The organism is Aureibaculum flavum (assembly GCF_016406085.1).
In the GTDB taxonomy this organism is placed as follows: Bacteria; Bacteroidota; Bacteroidia; order Flavobacteriales; family Flavobacteriaceae; genus Aureibaculum; species Aureibaculum flavum.
The window spans coordinates 327,867-349,300 of record NZ_JAEHFJ010000001.1 but is presented as its reverse complement, the minus strand read 5'-3'; the positions used below and the strand labels follow the sequence as shown (position 1 = coordinate 349,300).

The 21,434-nt window shown below is 31.7% G+C and carries 16 protein-coding genes and 1 tRNA gene; 7 read left to right on the top strand and 10 right to left on the bottom strand.

From position 1 onward, the window contains the following. Nucleotides 1-108 precede the first annotated feature (108 nt). Entirely contained in the window at nucleotides 109-2,382 is a 2,274-nt protein-coding gene (gene rpsA / locus JBL43_RS01435) for a 30S ribosomal protein S1 (protein WP_198839706.1), read from the top strand. A 74-nt stretch (nucleotides 2,383-2,456) separates the two neighbouring features. On the opposite strand, the gene JBL43_RS01430 is transcribed toward rpsA, so the two are convergent. From JBL43_RS01430 to JBL43_RS01410, 5 genes are all read right to left on the bottom strand, one after another. Next, nucleotides 2,457-3,458, bottom strand: coding sequence for a glycosyltransferase family 10 domain-containing protein (locus JBL43_RS01430; protein WP_198839705.1), 1,002 nt, complete (start codon nucleotides 3,456-3,458; stop codon nucleotides 2,457-2,459). A gap of 530 nt (nucleotides 3,459-3,988) precedes the next feature. Further along, complete coding sequence (locus tag JBL43_RS01425) at nucleotides 3,989-4,450, bottom strand: thioredoxin family protein (protein ID WP_198839704.1); 462 nt, start codon at nucleotides 4,448-4,450, stop codon at nucleotides 3,989-3,991. Nucleotides 4,451-4,457: 7 nt separating this feature from the next. Beyond that, nucleotides 4,458-5,387, bottom strand: coding sequence for a YihY/virulence factor BrkB family protein (locus tag JBL43_RS01420; RefSeq protein WP_198839703.1), 930 nt, complete (start codon nucleotides 5,385-5,387; stop codon nucleotides 4,458-4,460). Between the two features lie 6 nt (nucleotides 5,388-5,393). Further along, nucleotides 5,394-5,921 (bottom strand): KdsC family phosphatase, encoded by a 528-nt coding sequence (locus JBL43_RS01415; protein ID WP_198839702.1) that lies wholly within the window; start codon nucleotides 5,919-5,921, stop codon nucleotides 5,394-5,396. Then, nucleotides 5,905-6,663, bottom strand: a complete 759-nt coding sequence (locus tag JBL43_RS01410; RefSeq protein ID WP_198839701.1) for a Rossmann-like and DUF2520 domain-containing protein — start codon at nucleotides 6,661-6,663, stop codon at nucleotides 5,905-5,907. Before JBL43_RS01410 ends, JBL43_RS01415 begins: the two co-directional genes overlap by 17 nt. A gap of 104 nt (nucleotides 6,664-6,767) precedes the next feature. Between JBL43_RS01410 and JBL43_RS01405 the strand changes: the two genes are divergently transcribed. From JBL43_RS01405 to JBL43_RS01390, 4 genes are all read left to right on the top strand, one after another. After that, nucleotides 6,768-9,986 (top strand): cytochrome c biogenesis protein, encoded by a 3,219-nt coding sequence (locus JBL43_RS01405; RefSeq protein ID WP_198839700.1) that lies wholly within the window; start codon nucleotides 6,768-6,770, stop codon nucleotides 9,984-9,986. Nucleotides 9,987-10,002: 16 nt separating this feature from the next. Then, nucleotides 10,003-10,617 carry a glutathione peroxidase gene (locus JBL43_RS01400; protein ID WP_317193430.1) on the top strand — a complete coding sequence of 205 codons (615 nt, stop codon included), beginning with the start codon at nucleotides 10,003-10,005 and terminating at the stop codon, nucleotides 10,615-10,617. Nucleotides 10,618-11,177: 560 nt separating this feature from the next. Continuing rightward, the gene (locus JBL43_RS01395; protein ID WP_198839699.1) at nucleotides 11,178-12,332 is read left to right on the top strand and encodes a trans-sulfuration enzyme family protein; all 1,155 of its coding nucleotides are present in this window, start codon (nucleotides 11,178-11,180) and stop codon (nucleotides 12,330-12,332) included. Nucleotides 12,333-12,421: 89 nt separating this feature from the next. Then, a complete protein-coding gene (locus JBL43_RS01390; protein WP_198839698.1) occupies nucleotides 12,422-13,216 on the top strand; it encodes an endonuclease/exonuclease/phosphatase family protein in 795 nt (264 codons plus the stop codon). Nucleotides 13,217-13,340: 124 nt separating this feature from the next. On the opposite strand, the gene JBL43_RS01385 is transcribed toward JBL43_RS01390, so the two are convergent. From JBL43_RS01385 to JBL43_RS01370, 4 genes are all read right to left on the bottom strand, one after another. Next, nucleotides 13,341-13,526 carry a CPXCG motif-containing cysteine-rich protein gene (locus tag JBL43_RS01385; RefSeq protein ID WP_198839697.1) on the bottom strand — a complete coding sequence of 62 codons (186 nt, stop codon included), beginning with the start codon at nucleotides 13,524-13,526 and terminating at the stop codon, nucleotides 13,341-13,343. Nucleotides 13,527-13,699: 173 nt separating this feature from the next. Next, nucleotides 13,700-15,025, bottom strand: a complete 1,326-nt coding sequence (locus tag JBL43_RS01380; RefSeq protein ID WP_233098655.1) for a TolC family protein — start codon at nucleotides 15,023-15,025, stop codon at nucleotides 13,700-13,702. 13 nt (nucleotides 15,026-15,038) lie between these two features. Next, nucleotides 15,039-18,287, bottom strand: a complete 3,249-nt coding sequence (locus JBL43_RS01375) for an efflux RND transporter permease subunit (RefSeq protein ID WP_198839695.1) — start codon at nucleotides 18,285-18,287, stop codon at nucleotides 15,039-15,041. Nucleotides 18,288-18,412: 125 nt separating this feature from the next. Further along, nucleotides 18,413-19,528 carry an efflux RND transporter periplasmic adaptor subunit gene (locus tag JBL43_RS01370; protein ID WP_198839694.1) on the bottom strand — a complete coding sequence of 372 codons (1,116 nt, stop codon included), beginning with the start codon at nucleotides 19,526-19,528 and terminating at the stop codon, nucleotides 18,413-18,415. Nucleotides 19,529-19,657: 129 nt separating this feature from the next. On the opposite strand from JBL43_RS01370, the gene bshB1 reads away from it, so the two are divergent. Next, nucleotides 19,658-20,374, top strand: coding sequence for a bacillithiol biosynthesis deacetylase BshB1 (bshB1, locus tag JBL43_RS01365; RefSeq protein WP_198839693.1), 717 nt, complete (start codon nucleotides 19,658-19,660; stop codon nucleotides 20,372-20,374). Nucleotides 20,375-20,469: 95 nt separating this feature from the next. Here bshB1 and JBL43_RS01360 read toward each other — a convergent pair whose 3' ends face one another. Further along, nucleotides 20,470-21,159, bottom strand: coding sequence for a tetratricopeptide repeat protein (locus JBL43_RS01360; RefSeq protein ID WP_198839692.1), 690 nt, complete (start codon nucleotides 21,157-21,159; stop codon nucleotides 20,470-20,472). Between the two features lie 144 nt (nucleotides 21,160-21,303). On the opposite strand from JBL43_RS01360, the gene JBL43_RS01355 reads away from it, so the two are divergent. Then, a tRNA-His gene (locus JBL43_RS01355) sits at nucleotides 21,304-21,379 on the top strand. Nucleotides 21,380-21,434: the final 55 nt, after the last annotated feature.

Here is a 21,434-nt window from a genome sequence, read left to right as displayed (position 1 = left end):
AGTACAGATTTAGAAAGGAATTAGAAAACAAAAATTAATATAAACTCTTTTATTGAGGTTGTCGTTAAAAATCTGAATTTCAATAAAATACAAAATTTATTAGACCATATGTCTAAACTACAAGAAAAAATAGATCAATACACAGAAGAAGTTAACAAATTAGGTTTAAAATTAGATACTAATTTATTAGCAAGTGTAACCAAAGGATTAGGTCCTTCAATCTACAAAGTTGATGCTGAAAAAGTATCAAGTTCTGATACAAAAGAATTAGATACTGTAAAGAAGAATTTTTTAATCAAAAAATTAGGATTAGAAGATACTCCAAAATTAGATGAAGCTATCCAAAAGGCTATTGAAACAATAGGATCTTCAAACAGAAATAAGTACAGAGCTATTTTCTATACTATTTTAGTTGAAGAATTTGGAGCACAAGCGGTATATGCTGAAGATGCAAAAGAAGAAGTTGAAGCTCCGAAAGAAGAAAAGAAAGAAGAAGTAGCAGCAGAGGCTCCTAAACAAGAGGAGAAAGCAGCTGTTGTTGAAGAAGTAAAGGAAGAGGCTCCAAAGAAAGAAGAAAAAGAAGTTGTTGCTAAAACTGAAGAAGTTAAAGCAGAAGCTCCTGCTCCGGAACCAACAAACACTCAAGAATTTTTAGATAACTTTAACTGGCATAAATACGAAGAAGGTATTGAAGCAGTTGATGAATCAAAATTAGAAGAATTTGATAAAGCACTTAAAGGAACGGTAGGTTTTGTTGAGGAGCGTCAAGTTATCGATGGAGAAGTTATTAGATTGACTGATAGAGAAGCAATTATTGATATCAATTCTAAATCAGAAGGTGTAATTTCTTTAAACGAATTTAGATATAATCCAAATTTAGCAGTAGGTGATACTGTTGAGGTATTGGTAGATAAGCGTGAAGATAGTACTGGTCAATTAGTATTGTCACACAAAAAAGCAAGAGTAATCAAGGCTTGGGAACGTGTTAATACAGCACATGAAACTCAAGAAGTGGTTAATGGTTATATCAAATGTAGAACTAAAGGTGGTATGATTGTAGATGTTTTTGGAATCGAAGCATTCTTACCAGGTTCTCAAATTGATGTTAAGCCAATTAGAGATTACGATCAATATGTTGATAAAACAATGGAATTTAAAGTGGTTAAAGTAAATCACGAATTTAAAAACGTTGTAGTGTCTCACAAAGCATTAATTGAAGCTGATTTAGCTGAACAGAAAAAAGAAATCATTGGCCAATTAGAAAAAGGACAAGTACTAGAAGGTATTGTTAAAAATATTACTTCTTATGGTGTATTTGTTGATTTAGGTGGTGTTGATGGTTTAGTTCATATTACAGATTTATCTTGGAGTAGAATTAATCACCCAAGTGAAGTACTTGAATTAGATGAGAAAATAAATGTAGTAATCCTTGATTTTGATGATAATAAATCTAGAATTCAATTAGGATTAAAACAATTACAGAAACATCCTTGGGAAGCGTTAGATAATGAACTTAAAGTTGGTGATAAAGTAAAAGGTAAAGTTGCTATTATTGCTGATTACGGTGCGTTTATCGAAGTAAGTCAAGGTGTTGAAGGATTAATTCACGTTTCTGAAATGTCATGGTCTACACATTTACGTTCTGCACAAGATTTCGTAAAAGTAGGTGATGAGGTTGAAGCAGTAATCTTAACGCTAGATAGAGAAGAGCGTAAAATGTCTCTTGGTATGAAACAATTACATCCTGATCCTTGGACAGATGTAACTACTAAATATCCTGTAGGTTCCAAACATACTGGTACGGTAAGAAATTACACTAATTTTGGTGTGTTTGTTGAATTAGAAGAAGGTATTGACGGTTTAGTTTATATTTCTGATTTATCTTGGACAACTAAAGTAAAACACCCATCTGATTTTGTAAAAGTTGGTGATAAATTAGAAGTTGAAGTATTAGAATTAGATGTAGAAGGACGTAAATTAAATTTAGGTCATAAACAAACTACTGAAAATCCTTGGGATGCTTATGAAGATAAGTTCTCAATTGATTCTGTTCATGCTGGTGAAGTAACTTCTGTAACTGATAAAGGAGCTTTAGTTTCTTTTGGAGATGATGATGTTGAAGCATTTGTGCCACAACGCCACATGGAAAAAGAAGATGGATCTAAAATCGTTAAAGGAGATAAAGTTGACTTTAAAGTTTTAGAATTCAATAAAGAATATAGAAGACTAGTAGTTTCTCATACCGCTAACTTTAGAGAGCAAGAAGAGAAAACAGTTAGAGCAACTAAAAAGAAAATGGACGATAATATAGAGAAATCTACATTAGGAGATATTTCTGCTTTAGCAGCTTTAAAAGATAAAATGGATGCTGATAAAAAGTAATCATTAGATCTTAATAAATTTTAAAAGCCGTCTCAATCAATTGAGACGGCTTTTTTATGTAGTAAAATGATTTGTTACTTTTTATATAATACAGACTTGCCTTTAAATACTTCTTTAATTTTTTGTTTCAATTTAAAGAGCGAATGCTTAATCAAGTAGTTGTATAAATTATGATAATCTTCTGATGAATTACATTTGTTTATGGTTACCATTTCTTTTGGAAGTTCAGCATTCATCTGATCGCATAAAGATGCTACATAATCGAACATGTTATACTTTGTTACTGCTTTAATTTTAGCGTCTTTAAGGTAGGCTTGTTTTTGCTCAAAAGTATCTTCCTTAATTATTTTATCAATAATGGCAATTGAAGCCTCAAAATCATGAATATCAATGGCTTGATAAGCTTCTTTGTCAAAATAGTCAGAAAGATTTTTACAACCATAATAGATGGGGAATGTTTCCGCTAAAAAACAATCGGAGATTTTCTCAGTCCAATAATAATTTTCTGATGAATTTTCTATAGCGATATGATATTTATAAGGAGCTAAAACATCCCATTTATCATCAAAATCGTTAAATCCATGTCCAAATACATCAATCTGATCTCCATAATATGCTTTTAACTTCTCAACAAACTCAATTCTTTGCAGATGACCTTTTGTAAACGCCTTATTACTTGTTATTACAGAAATAAGTTTTGTCTTCTTTACCGACTTATTCTTTAATAAGTTGTTATAGGTCAATGAATATGAAAGTGTATTATCTTTTAATTTTTTAAAACCAACAAACCAAGGAAGTATCGCAGGACCTAAAATTAAATTCTTATGTTTAGTTTGTTCTTGACAGGAGCATATGGTGCCAAATTGTTTTATATACCCTTTTGGATAGACTAAAACTGATTTGGGTTCTGTCGTCAATAATATGGTGTTTTCTGGAGCTACTTTATAGGTTTCACCGGCTCTTACACCTTTTCCTTGTACAACCCAAAAATCGGGTTCTTCAATTTCTTCATCAATATAAAACTGATAACGTCCATCAGTAGAAATTCCTTTACCATCTTTCGTCTGTCGTAGCATTATTTTGCCTAAACTTTTGCGGTATGGAGTAAATTTTACTTTATACATTAATGTGATTTTTCAAAGTTATCCGTTCAATAAATAAACCATTAGCAATTGCAAATGTATGCAGAAATTAGACCTTTAATAAGCATTTTCTTACTTTAATAATTCTTTTTGGTGTTATTTTTAGTTGATGAAAAGATAAAGATAATGAACGTAATTTATGAAAAAAAGAATAAATATTTTGATGTTAAGCTAACAAATTGATTTGAGCATAACTAACTAACTAAGATTACTTTCTATATTGGTAAATAAAAAAAATCAGGTTGGAAATTGTAATATTGATTCAATAATAATTAAAACTAAAACATTACCATATTTGAAGCTCAACGGCATTTATTAATTTGTAGCGTTGAAAGTTGAAAACAAAACCATTATATAAAATTCGCTTATGAGTGAAACTCAAATTTTTTAACAAGTACTACAAATAATGGAAGTAGAGAAGGGGCAAGCCCGTCTATTGAAAATATGCTAGAATGTATTGATTATTATTCAATAACCTTGTCTAACAAAGCATAATGCATACTCGTATCTCGTAGATAATTATAACTCTCAATTTTACCTATAAGTTTACCATTTGCATCTGTTAATATAACTGTTGGATGTACACTTTGATTAAACTGTTTGCTAAGAGCTGTATTTTTCTTTTTTTGATCATTCGAAACAGCACTGTCTCTCAAATCAGAATTTACTCTAACTAAAATGAGGTGTTTTTTAGCAATATTTTCAAATTTTTCAGTATAGAAAAAATCTTCATTTAACATCTGACAAGAATCCGTTCGGTCATGTCCCGTAAAATAAACGAGTATACTTTTATTTTCAGAAGTAGCCATTTTTTTTGCTTTAGCAAAATCGGTTTGCCAATTTAAATCAATTGACTTTATATTTTGTGCAACACTATTAGTGTTGTAAATAAATAGCACTAACAATATGTAAACTATCTTATTCATTTTATTCTTATTGTTCATTATTGGCTCTTATATTTCTTTTTAATCCAATCATTGCGGCATTCAATTCAAACCCTAATAAAAGTATAATGGAATTAAGCCATATAAATAGCATGAGCACGAGTAAGGTACCTACAGTTCCGTAAAGCTCGTTATATTGTGCGAATTTCCTAACGTAAATCCCAAAAATATTAAAGTTTAGTAAAATTAATAAGGTGGTAAGTACAGCTCCTGGCGAAAAAAAAGAAATTTGTCTTCCTTCTTTAGTACCAAAAAAGTAAAATAATGCGACTGTTATTAATATCATGGCTAAAACGATAATATACCTACCCATATCTATCCAAAATAAATCATCAGAAACATATCCCTTTTCTTTAAAACTACTGATTGCAATTTCAAAGTAAATAATCACTGCAACTGTAATCAGCAATAATAGTGCCAATACTATTGATATCGCCATAGATATCAAAAATTGCCTGATCATTGATCGTGTTTGTAATTTATGGTAACTGTCTTCAAAACCACCAAATAGAGCATTAATACCATTGGTCATTAAAACAATGGACATAATAAACCCAAAAGAAAGTAAACCACTGTATTTATTATTGATAATGTCGTTAAGTACGGAATCAACAGCTTCGTAGGTTTGTGGAGGTAAGGCTTGATGGATAAAATTCATAAAACCAGCCTGAAAACCTTCTATCGTGATGTAAGGAATTAAAGTTAAAATAAATAATGCAAAAGGGAATAAGGCCATGAAAAAACTAAAAGCAATACCACCAGCTCTTGCTGTTAAGGCACCTCTAACAATACCTAAAACGTACATTTCAAGAACGTTATATAATGACATGCCTTCTAAGCCCGGAACCTTAATCTTTTTAAAAAGCTTAACGAACCAACTTAAAATAGGTATTTTTAAGAGTTTTTCCTCAGTTGTCATATTTGACTAATCTAACTTAGCATCAAAATTTGTATGCCATTTATCCTGAACTTTTAAAACCTGTTCAATTACATCTCGTACACAGCCGTTACCACCTTTTTTCTGCGAAACATACAGTGAAATATTCTGAATTTCAGGAACAGCATCTTTAGGGCATGTAGGCAAACCTACAATTTCCATGACAGGATGGTCAGGAATATCATCCCCCATATATAATACATTTTCGGACTTAATATTGTATGTATTTAGATATTCATTCAATTGTTTTACTTTATGATGTGCTCCCAAAAAGATGTCGGTAATACCTAACGCTTTCAATCGTAATTTTACGGCTTCGTTGGTGCCACCTGAAATTATACAGACATTAAACCCCTGGTCAACCGCTGTTTTTAGTGCATAACCATCTTTTATATTCATAGATCTAATGAGTTGGCCGTCAGGGAATATCATTACTTTTCCATCTGTTAAAACGCCATCTACATCGAAAATAAAAGTAGTAATTTGAGGCATTATTTCTTTATAACTTTTTTCCATAAGTGTTTTGTATTGATTGTGTTAATAGCTTGTAAATTTCCTTTTCATCGTCTTTTAACAATTTTAAATGATTTGATATTGTTTTTTTATCATTTCTAACTGCTGGTCCTGTTTGAATAGACACCGGTTTATAATTTTTGATTTTAGTTGCTGTTTCTAAAATTAATGGATGTAAAATTTCAAAAGGAATAGTGTTGTCATCGCAAATATCATTACCAATTTTGTACATGTAATTCACAAAATTATTAGTAAAAACGGCAGCGAGATGAATATATTTTCTTTGTTTTGAATCTATAGTGTAAACATTATTAGAAAGTAACGAAGCCAGTTGTTGTAACTGATTAAAATCTTCCTTTTGTTTAGTTTCAATACAAATAGGAATGGTTGCAAAGTCAATAGGTTTGTCTTGAGTAAAGGTTTGTAATGGATAAAAAACACCTCTATTAGGAGCTTTTAAGGCATCTATCGAAACACTTCCAGAAGTATGGACCACCAATTTATCTTTTATTAATAATTGCTCTGATAATTCAGCAATAGCATCGTCAGATATAGCGATGATATAAATACCAGCTTCTTTAAGTTGAGCTAAATTAGAAGTGGTATCAACTTTCTTTTCAATTTTTTTTAAGGCAGCAGCATTTCTACCATAAACCTGCACCAAATTGACGGTATTTGTTTGTAAGAATGCATCGATTAGATGATTGGCAACATTACCCGTTCCTAATAGAATTACTGAAATCATCTCCTGATTTTGAATTTTCGCGGTTCACAATAAAACGTTAAAAGTAGTAATTTACACACAAAATTAAGTATCTTCGCCCGAGTTTATTTGCATCTTATATCCGTATGAAAAAAATATACAATATTCTCTTCTCAACCCGTCTTACTGCTATTTTATTTGTTGTCTTTGGTGCCTCTATGGGTATTGCAACATTTATAGAAAATGATTATGGAACCCAGGCTTCTAAGGCCTTAGTTTATAATTCGTGGTGGTTTCAATTAACCATGCTTATTTTTGTTGGTAATTTTATAGGTAATATCTTTAGATATAGATTACTTCGTAAAGAGAAGATTTCCGTTTTAATGTTTCACTTAGCTTTCATTGTTATCATAGTGGGTGCTGCCATTACAAGATATATAAGTTATGAGGCTATTATGCCTATTCAAGAAGGTGAAACTACTAATTTAATGCTGTCAGAGAAAACCACTCTAAATGTTCATGTCGATGATGGTAGTGAAGCAAGAGAGATAAACAAACTTTATTATTTTACTCCAGAAATTGGTTCAGAAACACGATTTATACCTTTAGTTTCAAGATTTTTTAATTTTTTAAGAGGTGGTAATAACTTTTCTTTGAAGGCTGATTTTAGAGATAAGCCGGTAACTGTAAATTATGTTAGCTTTTTACCTAATGCTTTTGAGAAATTTGAAGCAGATACTACCAACGCTTCGGGAGGTGAAGAGTTCTTACACTTTGTAGAGTCCGGTGGAGGTGGAAGACATGATCATTATATCAAAAAAGGTGAAGTTGCTAATATTCACAATGCTTTAGTTGCTTTTGAAAATCAAACAGAAGGTGCTGTAAATATATTTACAGAAAATGATACATTGAGAATTAAATCTCCCTTTGAAGGTAATTATATGGTTATGGCTACACAAGCCACAGGTACTATTGTAAAAGACTCTGTACAGGTATTTAATTTAAGAGCGTTGCACAACATAGGTAGTTTACAATTTGTAGTTCCTGAAAAAGGTACAAAAGGTAAATTAGTGGAAGTTTCATCTGAAAATAAAGAGGAACACCCTGCTGATAAGTTAACCATAGAAGTAGTTACCAAAAACGATAAAAAAATAGTCGATTTATACGGTTATAAGTATGCAGCAACACCACCTGAAATGTTTTCTATGGATGGTTTAAACTTCAGAATTTCTTATGGAGCTAAACAATTACAATTGCCCTTTTCTATTAAGCTTAACGATTTTCAATTGGATAGATATCCGGGGTCCAATAGTCCCAAATCATATGCTAGTGAAATAACCGTAATGGATAATGGTGAAAATTTTGACTTTAGAGTTTTTATGAATAATATTTTAATTCATAAAGGGTTCAAGTTTTTTCAATCTAGTTATACCATTACTGATGAATATGAAGAAACACATTTGTCTGTTAATCATGATGCCGTTGGTACTTGGGTGACTTATTTAGGGTATTCACTGCTTTACACGGGACTGATTATGATCTTGTTTTCAAAGACTTCACGTTTTGCAGATTTACGTAGAATGCTGAATAAAATTAAAAAGAAAAAAGAGGCTTTAACGATACTGATATTGATGTTTAGCGGATTGACTTTTGCACAAGGAAGTCATATTCAACATGGAATGTCTAAGGTACAGGTAGATTCGACCTTAACCGCACAAAAAGTTTCTGTTGAACACGCACAAAGATTTGGAAGTCTAATTATTCAAGATGAAAACGGTAGAATGAAACCCGTTAATACTTTTACTTCTGAATTGTTAAGGAAAGTAAGTAAAAAGGATACGTACAATGGTATGAATGCTAACCAAGTGGCAGTCTCTATGGTTACTAATCCTAGAATTTGGATGTCTGTTCCTTTTATTTATGTAAAGTCTGCAAATACGAAGTTACGTGATATCTTAGGTGTTCCAGAAGATCAAGAATATTTACGATTATCAGATATGTTTACCGATAGAGGTGAATATAAATTAAGTGAAGAAGTTGAAAAAGCTTATAAAAAGAAGATTAAAAATAAGTTTGAAGAAAGTGTATTGAATGTAGATGGTAGAGTTACGCTATTATACCAAGCTATAATAAATGGTAGTATTTTTAAGTTTTTCCCATTACAAAATGAAGAAAATAACAAATGGTTTTCATATGTAGAACATAAATTAGCTGGGTTTACAGGAACGGATTCTTTGTATGTAGCTAATATTATTCCGTTATATTCTGGAAGTTTAAAATTGGCTACGTCAAAAAATGAATATTCAAAAGCCAATGAGTTTTTAGAAAGTATTCATAAATACCAGCATAAGTTTGGTGGAGCAGTAATGCCTTCTGACCGAAAAGTAGAATTAGAGATTTTTTACAATAAATATGACATTTTTAAGAGTCTGTTTATGTATTACATGTACGGGGCTTTGTTCTTGTTTATTGTAGTAATGGTTCAAATTTTCAATGGCTCTACACTTGTCAATAAATTAGTAAAGGCAGGTATCATTATAATTGCAGGGTTGTTTATTTATCATACTGTTGGGTTGGGTATTCGCTGGTATATTTCTGGGCATGCACCTTGGAGTAACGGTTATGAATCTATGATTTATATCGCTTGGGCAACCATGCTTTTCGGATTATTATTTGGTAAAAAATCGGCACTAACTGTTGCAGCTACTACTTTTGTGACTTCAATGATTTTAATGATAGCCCACTGGAATTGGATGGATCCTTCCATTGGTACATTAGTACCTGTATTAGATTCTTATTGGTTAATGATTCACGTGGCCATTATAGTAGCCAGTTATGGACCTTTTACCATTGGTATGATTTTAGGACTAATTTCTCTAGTTTTATTTGCTATTACTACAAAGAATAATAAAAAGAAGATAGACTTAGCGATTAAGGAAATTACTGTAATTAATGAAATGTCAATAACTATAGGTTTGATAATGTTAACCATCGGTAACTTTTTGGGTGGTATGTGGGCCAATGAAAGTTGGGGACGTTATTGGGGCTGGGATCCAAAAGAAACTTGGGCATTGGTAAGTATCATGGTCTATGCATTTGTGTTGCATATGCGTATTGTGCCAGGGTTAAGAAGTCGTTTTACTTTTAATATGGTAGCAGTATTTGCGTACACTACTATTTTAATGACCTATTTGGGGGTAAATCATTTATTATCTGGTTTGCATTCGTATGCTACAGGAGATGCTGCACCTATCCCTAATGAAATTTGGGGCTGGTTGATCGTTTCTGCAATAATTAGTATTTTAGCGTATATTAAGTATAAAAAATATTACAAGAAACCCTCATCGAGGGATTTAAAAAAATAATAAAACCCTGAAAAAAGTGAAAAAATTAGCAATAATAGTATTGGTTTTAACGCAGGTAAGTTGTAAAGAAACGAATAAAGATACCAAAGCGAATAGTTCAGAAATAGATACCATTGCCAATCAATCAGCAATGGTTGTAAATCAGGAAAATATGGAAGATATTTATCAATTTAAAGTAAAAACCTTAACGGAAGATGATTTTGATTTTTCAACCTTAAAAGGAAAGAAAATATTAGTAGTAAACACAGCTTCTAAGTGTGGACTGACACCTCAATATGAACAATTACAACAATTGTACGATACTTATAAAGATAAGAACTTTGTAATTGTTGGTTTTCCTGCAAATAACTTTGGAAAACAAGAGCCAGGTACAAATACTGAAATAGCTGAATTTTGTCAGCAAAACTATGGTGTATCTTTCCCAATGATGTCTAAAATATCTGTAAAAGGAGATGATAAGCACCCATTATATCAGTTTTTAACAGAAAAAGCTAAAAATGGTTTGGAAGATTCTGAAGTTTCTTGGAATTTTCAAAAATACCTAATTGATGAAAGTGGACATGTAGCTAAAGTTATTGATCCTAAAACATTACCAACAGATGATGTTATCGTGAATTGGATTAAAGGATAGAAAGAAGCTCATTCACTAGTTTTACATAAAAACATCAATAAAAACATCAATAAAATGTCTCATCAAGTATTTTTCATGTTGCGATAGCGACATGAAATATGTATCGAGAAGTGGTTTATATTCCTAACTGAAATTCTCATCAAACTCAATTAGTTGTAATCTCCACAAACTGACAACTAATTGTAATTGCCAGTAAAAACAATACATGCATGTCTCTTCGAGCATTTTTTATCTTGCGATAGCGACATGAAATATGTATCGAGAAGCGGTTTATATTCCTAACTGAAATTCACATCAAACTCAGTTAGTTGTAATCTCCACAAACTGACAACTAATTGTAATTGCCAGTAAAAACAATACATGTATGTCTCTTCGAGTATTTTTCATGTTGCGATAGCATCTTTAAAAATGTATCGAGAAGTGGTTTAACTTAAGTCTCCTAAAATTTCTTGATATAAATTATCTATAATTAGAAATAAACAATTCTTATCGGATGTCTTTCCATAGCTATTTTTATTAGGATAAGTTTTTGTAAATTACACTTCTTTTAATTTACAAAAATGACAGCGAAAAAACCAGGTGTAAATACTATTTGCACACACACAGGAGAAGTAAAAGACACGCAATTTGGTGGAGCAATTTCACCGATATATATGACAACTTCCTATCCATTTATGGATGTGGATGTAAAGCGATATCCCAGATATTTTAATACACCTAATCAAAAGGCCGTTGCCGATAAAATTGCTGCTTTAGAGCATGCAGAAGCAGGTATGGTTTTTGGCTCAGGTATGGCTGCTATCAGTACAACACTATTTGCTTTTTTAAATCATGGAGATCATATCGTTTTAGCAAATGAGATTTATGGAGGTACGTTTAACTTAATCGTAGAAGAGTTTGATAAAATGGGAATTGAATATTCTTTTACAGAGGGAATTGAAGTCAACCATTTTGAAGAAAAAATACAATCGAACACCAAGATAATTTATATAGAAACACCATCAAATCCGTTATTGAGTATCACGGATGTAGAAGGCGTTGCTAAGCTTGCAAAAAGGCAAGGTATAATGACAATGATTGATAATACCTTCGCTTCACCTATTAATCAAACACCACTAGACTTAGGTATTGATGTTTCTATCCATTCGGCTACAAAGTATTTAGGAGGTCATAGTGATATAAGTGCGGGTGCCGTAGCTTCTACGGAGAAAAATATGGACATCATTTGGAATAAAGCCAAAAATTTAGGGGGACATTTGAATGATTTTATTGCTTATTTATTAGAAAGAAGTATTAAAACATTAGGCGTTCGTGTAGATAGACATAATTCAAACGCACAATATATTGCCGAATATCTAGATATTCATAAAGCAGTTGAAAAAGTATATTACCCAGGGCTAGAATCGCATCATAATCATGACATTGCAAAAAAACAAATGCATGGCTATGGTGGTATGTTATCTTTTGAATTGAAATCGGATTATAATGCCGTAACTTTTCAGAACAATCTGAAATTAATTAAGCCCAGTATGAGTTTAGCAGGGGTAGAGTCCACTATATTATTGCCTTCATTAACTTCGCACGGATTATTAACTGCAGAACAACGAAAGGAAATTGGTATTTCAGATAATTTGTTGCGTTTCTCAGTCGGAATTGAAGATGTAAAAGATATTATTGCAGATATTGAGTTGGGGTTAAAAGGAAGTGATAAATAATTATGTAAAAAAATTTAATACAAGATGTATTGGATTTTATTGAGGTGGAGTCAAAACGGAATATTCTAAATAAATTTTTTATAAAAAACATGAAACTAAAATTCTCAATACTATTACTAATAGTGTCATACACTATTTCTTGGTCTCAACAGAAAGTTGATAGTACAAAGATAGTACGCGTATTGTCGTTTAATATATTACATGGAGCAACAACAAAAGGTGATTTTAACTTAGACCTTATTGCCAAGGTAATAAAAGATGCCAACCCAGATTTTGTCGCTATGCAAGAAGTAGATAATAGGACAAATAGAGCAAAAAAATACGATTTAGTAACAGAATTGGGATGGCGAACACAACTGAGCCCGTTATTTGGAAAAGCAATGGACTATGACAATGGTGAATATGGTGAAGGCATTTTGTCTAAGACTACCTTTTTAAGTTCTAAAAATGTAGCATTGCCATATTTTGACGATCATGAACCTAGAGCCGCCTTAGCCATTACAACGACATTAAGTACTAAAGATACTATTTCTTTTATTGCTACTCATTTAGACCATTTAAATGATGAAAGGGATAGGGTTTTGCAAGTTGAAAAGATTAATGAAATATTCTCAAAGAATAAGTATCCAACTATTTTAGCTGGAGATTTAAATGCAGAACCTAACAGTACGCCTATAAATATTTTAGAAAAAGTATGGACAGCTGCTTATGATAAAAATAATATTGAATATACATATCCATCAGATAATCCAACGATGAAAATAGATTATGTAATGTATTATCCTAAAAATAGGTGGCGAGTATTAGAAACTAAAGTTATTCAAGATACCGTTGCATCTGATCATTGTGCGTATTTGGTTACCTTAGAATTGTTGGATGAATAAATAGGAATCAAAAAACAATTTTCAAGCACTAAATTCCAAAAATTGGCACTAACCGATAAACAAATTGTTTTTGATAAAATAGTTGTGGACTGAATACTGCCAATTGATTACCGTATACTTTTTCTTACTGTTCAATATCAACGGCAGAAAAACTTTCTAAATTTTGCTCATTATCAAAACTTACATTGACCTCAATAGGTCTGCAACAGACTTCGCAATCTTCAATATATTTTGTATTACGTAGAGAAGTATCTAGTAACATTGATATTTCTTCCCAGCAATAGGGACATTGAAAAAAGTGTTCAAACATATTAACCTTAATTATGTACTAGAAAATTTATTACGGTATGAAATCACTTCAAAATATACCGCTCCGCTACATTTTTTCATATAACCGTAGCGGAGCTACGCTTAAATGAATAAAATGTCATATTTTATTGTACTTTCAACCCTCATTACAAAGTTCTAATACATAATTCGGGTTTAAAAGTCAGTATTTAATAAATCTCCACTTACTTGTAATACTTCTAATTCAGCCAATTTAGCGTCGTATTTTGCACTGTTTTTTGCATTTTTAGCATTAATGAGGTTTAATTGAGCTTGTCTGAATTCTATCGATGTTATTTGACCTAATTTAAAACGTTCTTCCGTTCTGTTGAAATTATCAGTATTGGTTTGTACGTTTTTTTCTTGTGTCTGTAAAATGAATAATTTATTCAAATAATCGTCATAGGCATTGTTAAAATCTCTATTCACTTCTAATTCAACCTGTTGTTTTTGTAGTCGCTGTGTGTCTACGTTTATTTTAGCATTTTGAACTCGGGTTCTTGTGCTCCCTCCATCGAAGATATTCCAGGTTAGATTAATACCTCCAGAAAGCCCGGTATTTACAGATGTTGTTACTTGAGAAGTTGAGTTATTATTATTTTTATTCCAACCGTAAGTTCCAGTTAAACCGATAGAAGGCAAGTAACCAGATTTATTTGATTTTAATTGAAAATCACTTATCAAAATATTCTTTTCTAATTGTTGTAATGTTACATTATTAGCTTTAACTTTTTCGAATAGCGTTGTTTTATCTGATTGTAATGAAAATGTAACTAAGGTGTCTACGCTAAAATTAGGAACTTCAGTTTTTCCCAATACAACATATAAATCACGTTTCGAATTCGCTAATAATTGCTGTGTATTTAAAAGATTTATACTATCATTATTTACATCAACTTCAGCATTTAAAACAGCTAATTTGTTGATTTGACCGTACTCAAATTGATATTGAACACGTTCTAGTCGATCCTTAGAAATTTTTAAGCTTTGATTCATCAGTGAAACATCTTCGGATAATTTAGCAACATTATAATAGACTCCAAATAATTGTAATAAAGTGTTTTCTATCGTTTCTCTAGCTTGAAGTTCAGTAAGATTATATTGTTCCTTAAGCTGTTTATAATTATAACGCCTCCCTAACCCATCAAATAATGTGTAATTTAAATTCATCGATGCGTTATAACGGCTACTTTCTGCTCCATTCGCTGTAATTGGATCTAACATAAGACGTGGTAGAAATGTTACTTCAGAATTGTCTAAATTATAAGTAGCTCCAGCATTTCCTGTTAAGGTTGGTAAAAAACCTGAATTATAAATACTCTTATTATTTTCCGAAATTTTTAAATTGTTATCCGCAATTTTAATTCCATAATTATTTTCTAAAGCCATTTGTACAGCTTCAGCTTTTGAAATGGTTTCTTCTTGTGCTTCTACTGCACCAACAAACAATAAAGTGATATATATAAACTTAATGTATTTCATTATTTTTTGTATTTTATTCGTCATTATTGTCATCAAACTTATCCATAATCTCTTCTATTTCATCGTTCACTATTGTATCATCAATCAATTCTTCATGTTCACTTTCTAGTTCAATAATAGCTCTTTCAACTTCTTCTCTTGTTACCTCTTCACCAGTACGCATCCATTTTACAAATACTTTTAAATAATTAAAACTAGATAGCATTAAAGGTAGCATTACAAGCGTAAGTACAGTTGCTATAGCAATTCCATATGAAATGGATAGTGCCATTGGCTTTAGAAATTGAGCTTGACGACTTTTCTCTAATAACAATGGAGCTAAACCAGCAATCGTAGTTAACGATGTTAGTAAAATTGCCCTAAATCGAGACCTACCTGCGTGAATTAAAGCGTCATCATATTTCTCACCTTCTTTAAGATAGGTGTTAAATTTACCTATAAGTACCAATCCATCATTCACCATAATACCAATCAAAGCAATAATACCTAGCCATGATAAAATATTAATTGAAAACCCATGGAAATAATGGCCCCAAACCACACCAATTAAACTAAAAGGAACCATAAGTATTAGTAAAAGCGGTTGGCTATAAGACCTAAATGTAAAGGCAATAGTTATATATATCAACATTAAAATAATAGGACCAACTATTCTTACAGAACCTACCGTTTTTGCAGCTTCTCTATTCTGTCCTTCATAGGATGCTGAAACCGACGGGTATTTCGAAAAAATATGAGGCATTACATTTACCTTAATATCTTCTAAAATGTCAGAAGCACTTTCTTCCGGATTTTTTGTATCCGCATTTATTTGAATTTCTCGTTGTCCACTTAAATGGTTAATGGCAATGTCTCCTCTTTCAATTTCATACGTGGCAATTTCGCCAAAAGGGACTCTCGTACCCGATGGCGTAATTAATCTCATATCTTCTAAATCCGTTAAAGAAGATCTATCTTCTTTTTTATACCGTACCCAAACTTTGATCTCATCTTGCCCACGCTGAAAACGTTGTGCTTGATACCCGAAAAAACCAGCCCGTATTTGAGCTGTTACGGTTTGGAGGTTTAGCCCTAATATATAGGCATTATCCTTAAGCTTTATTCTTATTTCTTTTATACCCAAAGGATCATTATCTGAAATGTCTTTAAGTAAGGTATTTTTTTCTAACTCACCTTTCAATTCTAGTTTCGCTGCTTTTAACTCTGTAATATTATTACCTAATAATGAAACAGAAACAGGACTACCACCAAAATTTCCACCAGAACCAAAAGTCAAGCTTTCAACACCTGAAACCTTACCTACTTTTTCACGAATAGCATTTGTTATTTCGGGTGAACTTACATCTCTTGATTCTCCAGGTAATAAATTTATTGTAAGTGTACCATTTGAAGTTCCTGGTCCAATACGCTTTATTATATTTTCTATGACCGCAACATTACCTGTCTGTTTTTTTGTATATTCTTCATTTACATCCCACGCAGCAACTTCTATACTTGATATTATCGAGTCTGTTATTTTTTCATTCGTTCCTTGCGGCATTGTAAGGTCTATAGAAACCCTGTCACTAGCAACAGATGGAAAAAATGAAGTTCTAACAATTCCTCCACTCAAGGCTCCAATGCTAAATATTAATAGAGCAATTGGAATAGCAAAACCTAATAGTTTATGCTTTAAAAAGAATGTTAAATAGGGAATGTATATCCGCTCTCTTACATAAACGAGACCAGCATCCGCTTTCTCATTAATCATTCTAAAAAAGCCAAATATTTTACCTGATTTAGCACCAGAATCCATCAGAGCTTTTGAATGTGCAATATGAGCTGGTAAGATAATTAAGGCCTCAACTAACGAAACGGTTAGTGTTAATATTACCACGGTAGATACTTCACTAAAAAACTTACCCATTCTTCCATCTAAGAAAAAGAAGGTGGAAAAAGCTAATAGCGTGGTTATAATTGCTGATACAATCGGAGGAATTACTTCCATGGTACCATCTATAGCAGCTCTAATTGGCGATTTTCCCTTATCTTTATAATGATGATAGATATTTTCTCCAATAACAATACCGTCATCTACTAAAATACCAATAACGATAATCATACCAAAAAGTGATAATACATTAATAGTAACCCCTAATTGAGCGGCAAATATAAACATTCCTAAAAAGGATATAGGTAAACCAACGGCCACCCATAGTGCCAAACGAATGTTTAAAAATAATGCTAAAAATAGTAGAACTAAAAGTACACCAATGACCCCGTTTTCGAGCAATAGATCTGTACGTTGATTTAGAGTAATAGAAGCATCACTTGATATGTTTAAAGTAACATTATCGTGTTGCTGATTAAATTTATCTATATATTCTTTTACCGCATCAGCTGACGAAATTAAATCTTCATTGTTCGTATTGCTAACTGAAATGTTAATAGCAACATTACCATTATAATACAGTCGGTCAGGAGTTTCATTCCAAATGTCTTTAATTTCAGCAATGTCATGTAGTCTTATAATACTTCCAGAAGGATCTGTTCTTACAATTAAATTAAACAATTCTTCACCGTAATAAAATCTATTTCTAGCACGGATTAAATAATCTTCTTCAGACGTTTTGATGTTTCCACCCGTAATAATTAAATTCGAATTTTGTACAGCATTCGCCACTTCAACAAATGATAAATTATATGCTCTTAAATCATTTTCACGCACCGCAATTTCAATCTCTTCATCTGGAAATCCTGATAAACTTACCTGTGAAATACCTTCAATTGCTCTAAGATCATTTTCAACAGTTCTGGCATATTTTTTTAATGTTTTTAAGGGAAGGTTTTCTCCACTTACCGTAAAACTAATCGTGGGCCTTATACTTTCAATTTTAGCTACAACTGCGGGTTCCATTCCACTAGGGAAAGAGGGAACACGATCTACTGCATTTTTAACTTCCGTCAGAATAATGTCAATATTTCTTCCTCGTTCTATTTCGACAGTGACGGTAGCTGAATTTTCGCGAGATACAGAAGTCACTCTGTCAATACCCACCAAACCTTTTAAATTATCTTCAATTTTTAATACAACCCCTTCTTCCATCTCTTGAGGTGAAGCACCAGGATAAACCAAATTAATATTGATAATTTCAGAATCAACCAATGGGAAAAAAGATGATTTCATTGAAAAAATACCAATGGCACCAAAAATCACGAAGGCCCACATAACTACATTAACTGCAACGGGATACTTAATAAAATAAGTAATAATTTTTTTCATGTGTTTATTTTATTGTTTTTTTAACGGTCATTCCGATTCCGTCCCGACGTTTCGGGAGTTGGACGGGGCTGTTTGCTATTAATCATCCTCAAGGATGATAAAGCTTTTAGCATCCTCGTTTCATCCTATTTTTTTTTGGTATTTATCTTTACTGGCATTCCGTTATAAGCACCAGATACTGGATTGGCTAATAATTGAGTATTATCGGGTAACCCTTTAATAATTACACTTTCCGCTTCAAAATAGACTGGATTTACTTTTTTTAATTCTAAAAGAGTGTCATTTACAACATAAACACTGGTATCGTCAATTAAAAGTTTTCTATCAATTTTATAGGCATTATGTTCTGATTTTGCTGTTAGATCAGCTTCGAGATACATGCCTTCTTTTAGTAGTTTATCTTTAACTTCTATATACGCTTTTAGCGTTTGAGAAGTTTGGTCTATTTTTCCATTTACACGAATAACTTTACCCATAAATGATTGCGTCTTTTCTAAATCATGCAAAGAAACCGCGTTTCCTACTTTTAACAAATTACTAAACTCAGAGCTTATGTTAACTTCCATTTCATAAATACTAGGGTCAATAAATTCTCCTAATTTCTGACCAGACCTAATTAAAGTACCAGGTGTAACTAAAGCTTCTGTTAATATTCCAGTGTATGGAGCTCTAATTTGATATTTTCCTAATTTTACTTCTAGGTTTTTAACACTATAATACGTTGTCGTAATATTTCTCCCTGAAATGAAATATTTTTCTTTATCAGATCCGTATTCTGGTAGTTTTGGTGTCGCTTTATTCAGGTCAAAACTCTGAAGGTAAGATTGCCATTTTTCAAATTCTTTTGGAAAATCTAAACGTATATCTGGCATAATCGAAGTAACTAAATTGTATAAATTACTTTTTTGTGACTGTAAACTAGCATAAAATTCGTCACTATTTATTCTTAAGATAGTTTGACCTTGTTGATAATTAGTTCCGGCTTTAAAATCTTTTCCAGCAGTGCTTAAAACTCCTTGTACCTCAGCGTAAAGTTCAATTTTATTTTTAGCAACTAAATTTCCACTAGCAGAAATAATGATAGGAACTTCACCGTTTTTAACCGTGTCAATAGAAACCGTTTTTATAATTTTATCAAACTTAGGTTTAGGTTTGTTTTTATTTTTTATGAAATAGTTGGCGAGGAGTATAGCACCTCCTAAAAGGATAACACTTAAAATAATTGATAATATTTTTCTCATTCAGAACAGTTTATAGGTTAGTTAACCATTTGTGCAAAAATAGTTAATAATAAAAAAGTAGAATGATTAGATTGTTAAAGTTTTCCTAATGAAATTCTTTCTTATCTTTGAACTTTATAAAATAGGTATATGAAATTAGACATTTTAGCAGTAGGAGCACATCCAGATGATGTAGAATTAGGTTGTGGAGCAACAATCGCGAAAGAAATTTCATTAGGAAAAAAGGTTGGTATTTTAGATCTTACTAGAGGTGAATTAGGAACAAGAGGTTCTGCCGAAATTCGTGATAAAGAGTCCTCTGATGCAGCGAAAATATTAAAAGTTGAAGTGAGAGAAAATCTTGCTTTTAGCGATGCATTTTTTGTGAATGATAAAGCACATCAACGGGAAGTTATAAAAATAATCAGAAAGTACAAGCCAAACATTGTTTTGTGTAATGCTATTGACGATAGACATATTGATCATGGTAAAGGGAGTAAACTAGTTAGCGATGCTTGTTTTTTATCAGGTTTACGAAAGATAGAAACTGAAGTAGATGGAAAAAATCAAGAAGCATGGCGTCCAAAACATGTATATCATTATATACAATGGAAAAACATTGAGCCAGACTTTGTAGTTGATGTATCTGGGTTTATTAATAAAAAAACAGAAGCGATTAAGGCGTATGCCTCACAGTTCTATGATCCGAAAAGTAAGGAACCAACTTCGCCTATTGCTACGAAAACATTTTTAGAAAGTATTGAATATAGAGCCAAAGATTTAGGGCGTTTAATAAGTGCAGATTATGCTGAAGGATTTACGGTAGAGCGTTATGTAGCTGTTGATAATTTGGATGATTTGATATAGGTAGCAGCTTCTTACTGATAAATAAAATAATAAGTTGTTACTTCGTAAAGGAGTCGATTAACACCCTTTAACGAACATTTTTTATCTGATGTCATTTATTTTTTATCAAATCTGTCAACTACGTTTTTGGCACGTCTGTTGCCCGAATCGATAGCTAGTGCTTTTTTGTAATTAGCAATAGCTTGCAACGTATCTCCACTTTTAAAATAAGCTTCTCCTAAACTATCAAATACATTATCACTGTTCGGGTGCAAAACAGCATTTATTTTTAACACATGAATAGCTTTTTGGGTTTCATTTTTTTCAAGATGGTAATAACCTATAGCGTTCATCTCATTCTCGTTTACGGCAATGTTTAACGAATCTTTTTGCTGAATAGCGATATAACCCGCTAATGCTTTTTCATAATTATCGTTGGCTAGATATTCGCTAGGTGTGAATTCATTTTTCTCTAATTTTTTAAAATTAAATGTAATTTCAGCATCGTCTTCTTTGGGAAGTAACACCAAATACTCTTTTTGATCTTCAGGATTTGTTTTGAAAGTTATCTTTTCGTTCATTTCTTTTACAAAAAAGGTATCATCATCAAATTTCATTGGTTTTATGTCTTTTATTCCTTTCCAGGTTAATAGTAAAACCTTATCCTTAAAGTAAACTTCAATCACTTGATCAGAATCGAATAAATAGCGTCCAGCTACTTGTTTAATAAAAGCATCATTATTTGTAGTTTTTGTACAATTGATACTAATTATGAATAAAAATAAATATAAAAATTTAGGTTTCATCTAACTTTGTTTGAGTGATTTTATTAGTTAGTAGTGCGAATTAGGTATAAAGTTACAAATTTTTCATTTTTTATTTGAACAATACTACAAATAGATTATATTTGCATCCGCTAAGCCGGAAACGGCTAGCTGAATTTTTTAAATGGTGGTTGTAGCTCAGTTGGTTAGAGCATCGGTTTGTGGTACCGAGGGTCGTGGGTTCGAGCCCCATCTTCCACCCAAAAATAAGGCTCCTTAGAAATAAGGAGCTTTTTTTGTTTATGGTTTAAATTATT

Excerpts from the sequence above, each read along its gene's own strand:
- rpsA (WP_198839706.1), top strand. The coding sequence starts at position 109 with ATGTCTAAACTACAAGAAAAAATAGATCAATACACAGAAGAAGTTAAC.
- JBL43_RS01430 (WP_198839705.1), bottom strand. The coding sequence starts at position 3,458 with ATGCTACGACAGACGAAAGATGGTAAAGGAATTTCTACTGATGGACGT.
- JBL43_RS01425 (WP_198839704.1), bottom strand. The coding sequence starts at position 4,450 with ATGAATAAGATAGTTTACATATTGTTAGTGCTATTTATTTACAACACT.
- JBL43_RS01420 (WP_198839703.1), bottom strand. The coding sequence starts at position 5,387 with ATGACAACTGAGGAAAAACTCTTAAAAATACCTATTTTAAGTTGGTTC.
- JBL43_RS01415 (WP_198839702.1), bottom strand. The coding sequence starts at position 5,921 with ATGGAAAAAAGTTATAAAGAAATAATGCCTCAAATTACTACTTTTATT.
- JBL43_RS01410 (WP_198839701.1), bottom strand. The coding sequence starts at position 6,663 with ATGATTTCAGTAATTCTATTAGGAACGGGTAATGTTGCCAATCATCTA.
- JBL43_RS01405 (WP_198839700.1), top strand. The coding sequence starts at position 6,768 with ATGAAAAAAATATACAATATTCTCTTCTCAACCCGTCTTACTGCTATT.
- JBL43_RS01395 (WP_198839699.1), top strand. The coding sequence starts at position 11,178 with ATGACAGCGAAAAAACCAGGTGTAAATACTATTTGCACACACACAGGA.
- JBL43_RS01390 (WP_198839698.1), top strand. The coding sequence starts at position 12,422 with ATGAAACTAAAATTCTCAATACTATTACTAATAGTGTCATACACTATT.
- JBL43_RS01385 (WP_198839697.1), bottom strand. The coding sequence starts at position 13,526 with ATGTTTGAACACTTTTTTCAATGTCCCTATTGCTGGGAAGAAATATCA.
- JBL43_RS01380 (WP_233098655.1), bottom strand. The coding sequence starts at position 15,025 with ATGAAATACATTAAGTTTATATATATCACTTTATTGTTTGTTGGTGCA.
- JBL43_RS01375 (WP_198839695.1), bottom strand. The coding sequence starts at position 18,287 with ATGAAAAAAATTATTACTTATTTTATTAAGTATCCCGTTGCAGTTAAT.
- JBL43_RS01370 (WP_198839694.1), bottom strand. The coding sequence starts at position 19,528 with ATGAGAAAAATATTATCAATTATTTTAAGTGTTATCCTTTTAGGAGGT.
- bshB1 (WP_198839693.1), top strand. The coding sequence starts at position 19,658 with ATGAAATTAGACATTTTAGCAGTAGGAGCACATCCAGATGATGTAGAA.
- JBL43_RS01360 (WP_198839692.1), bottom strand. The coding sequence starts at position 21,159 with ATGAAACCTAAATTTTTATATTTATTTTTATTCATAATTAGTATCAAT.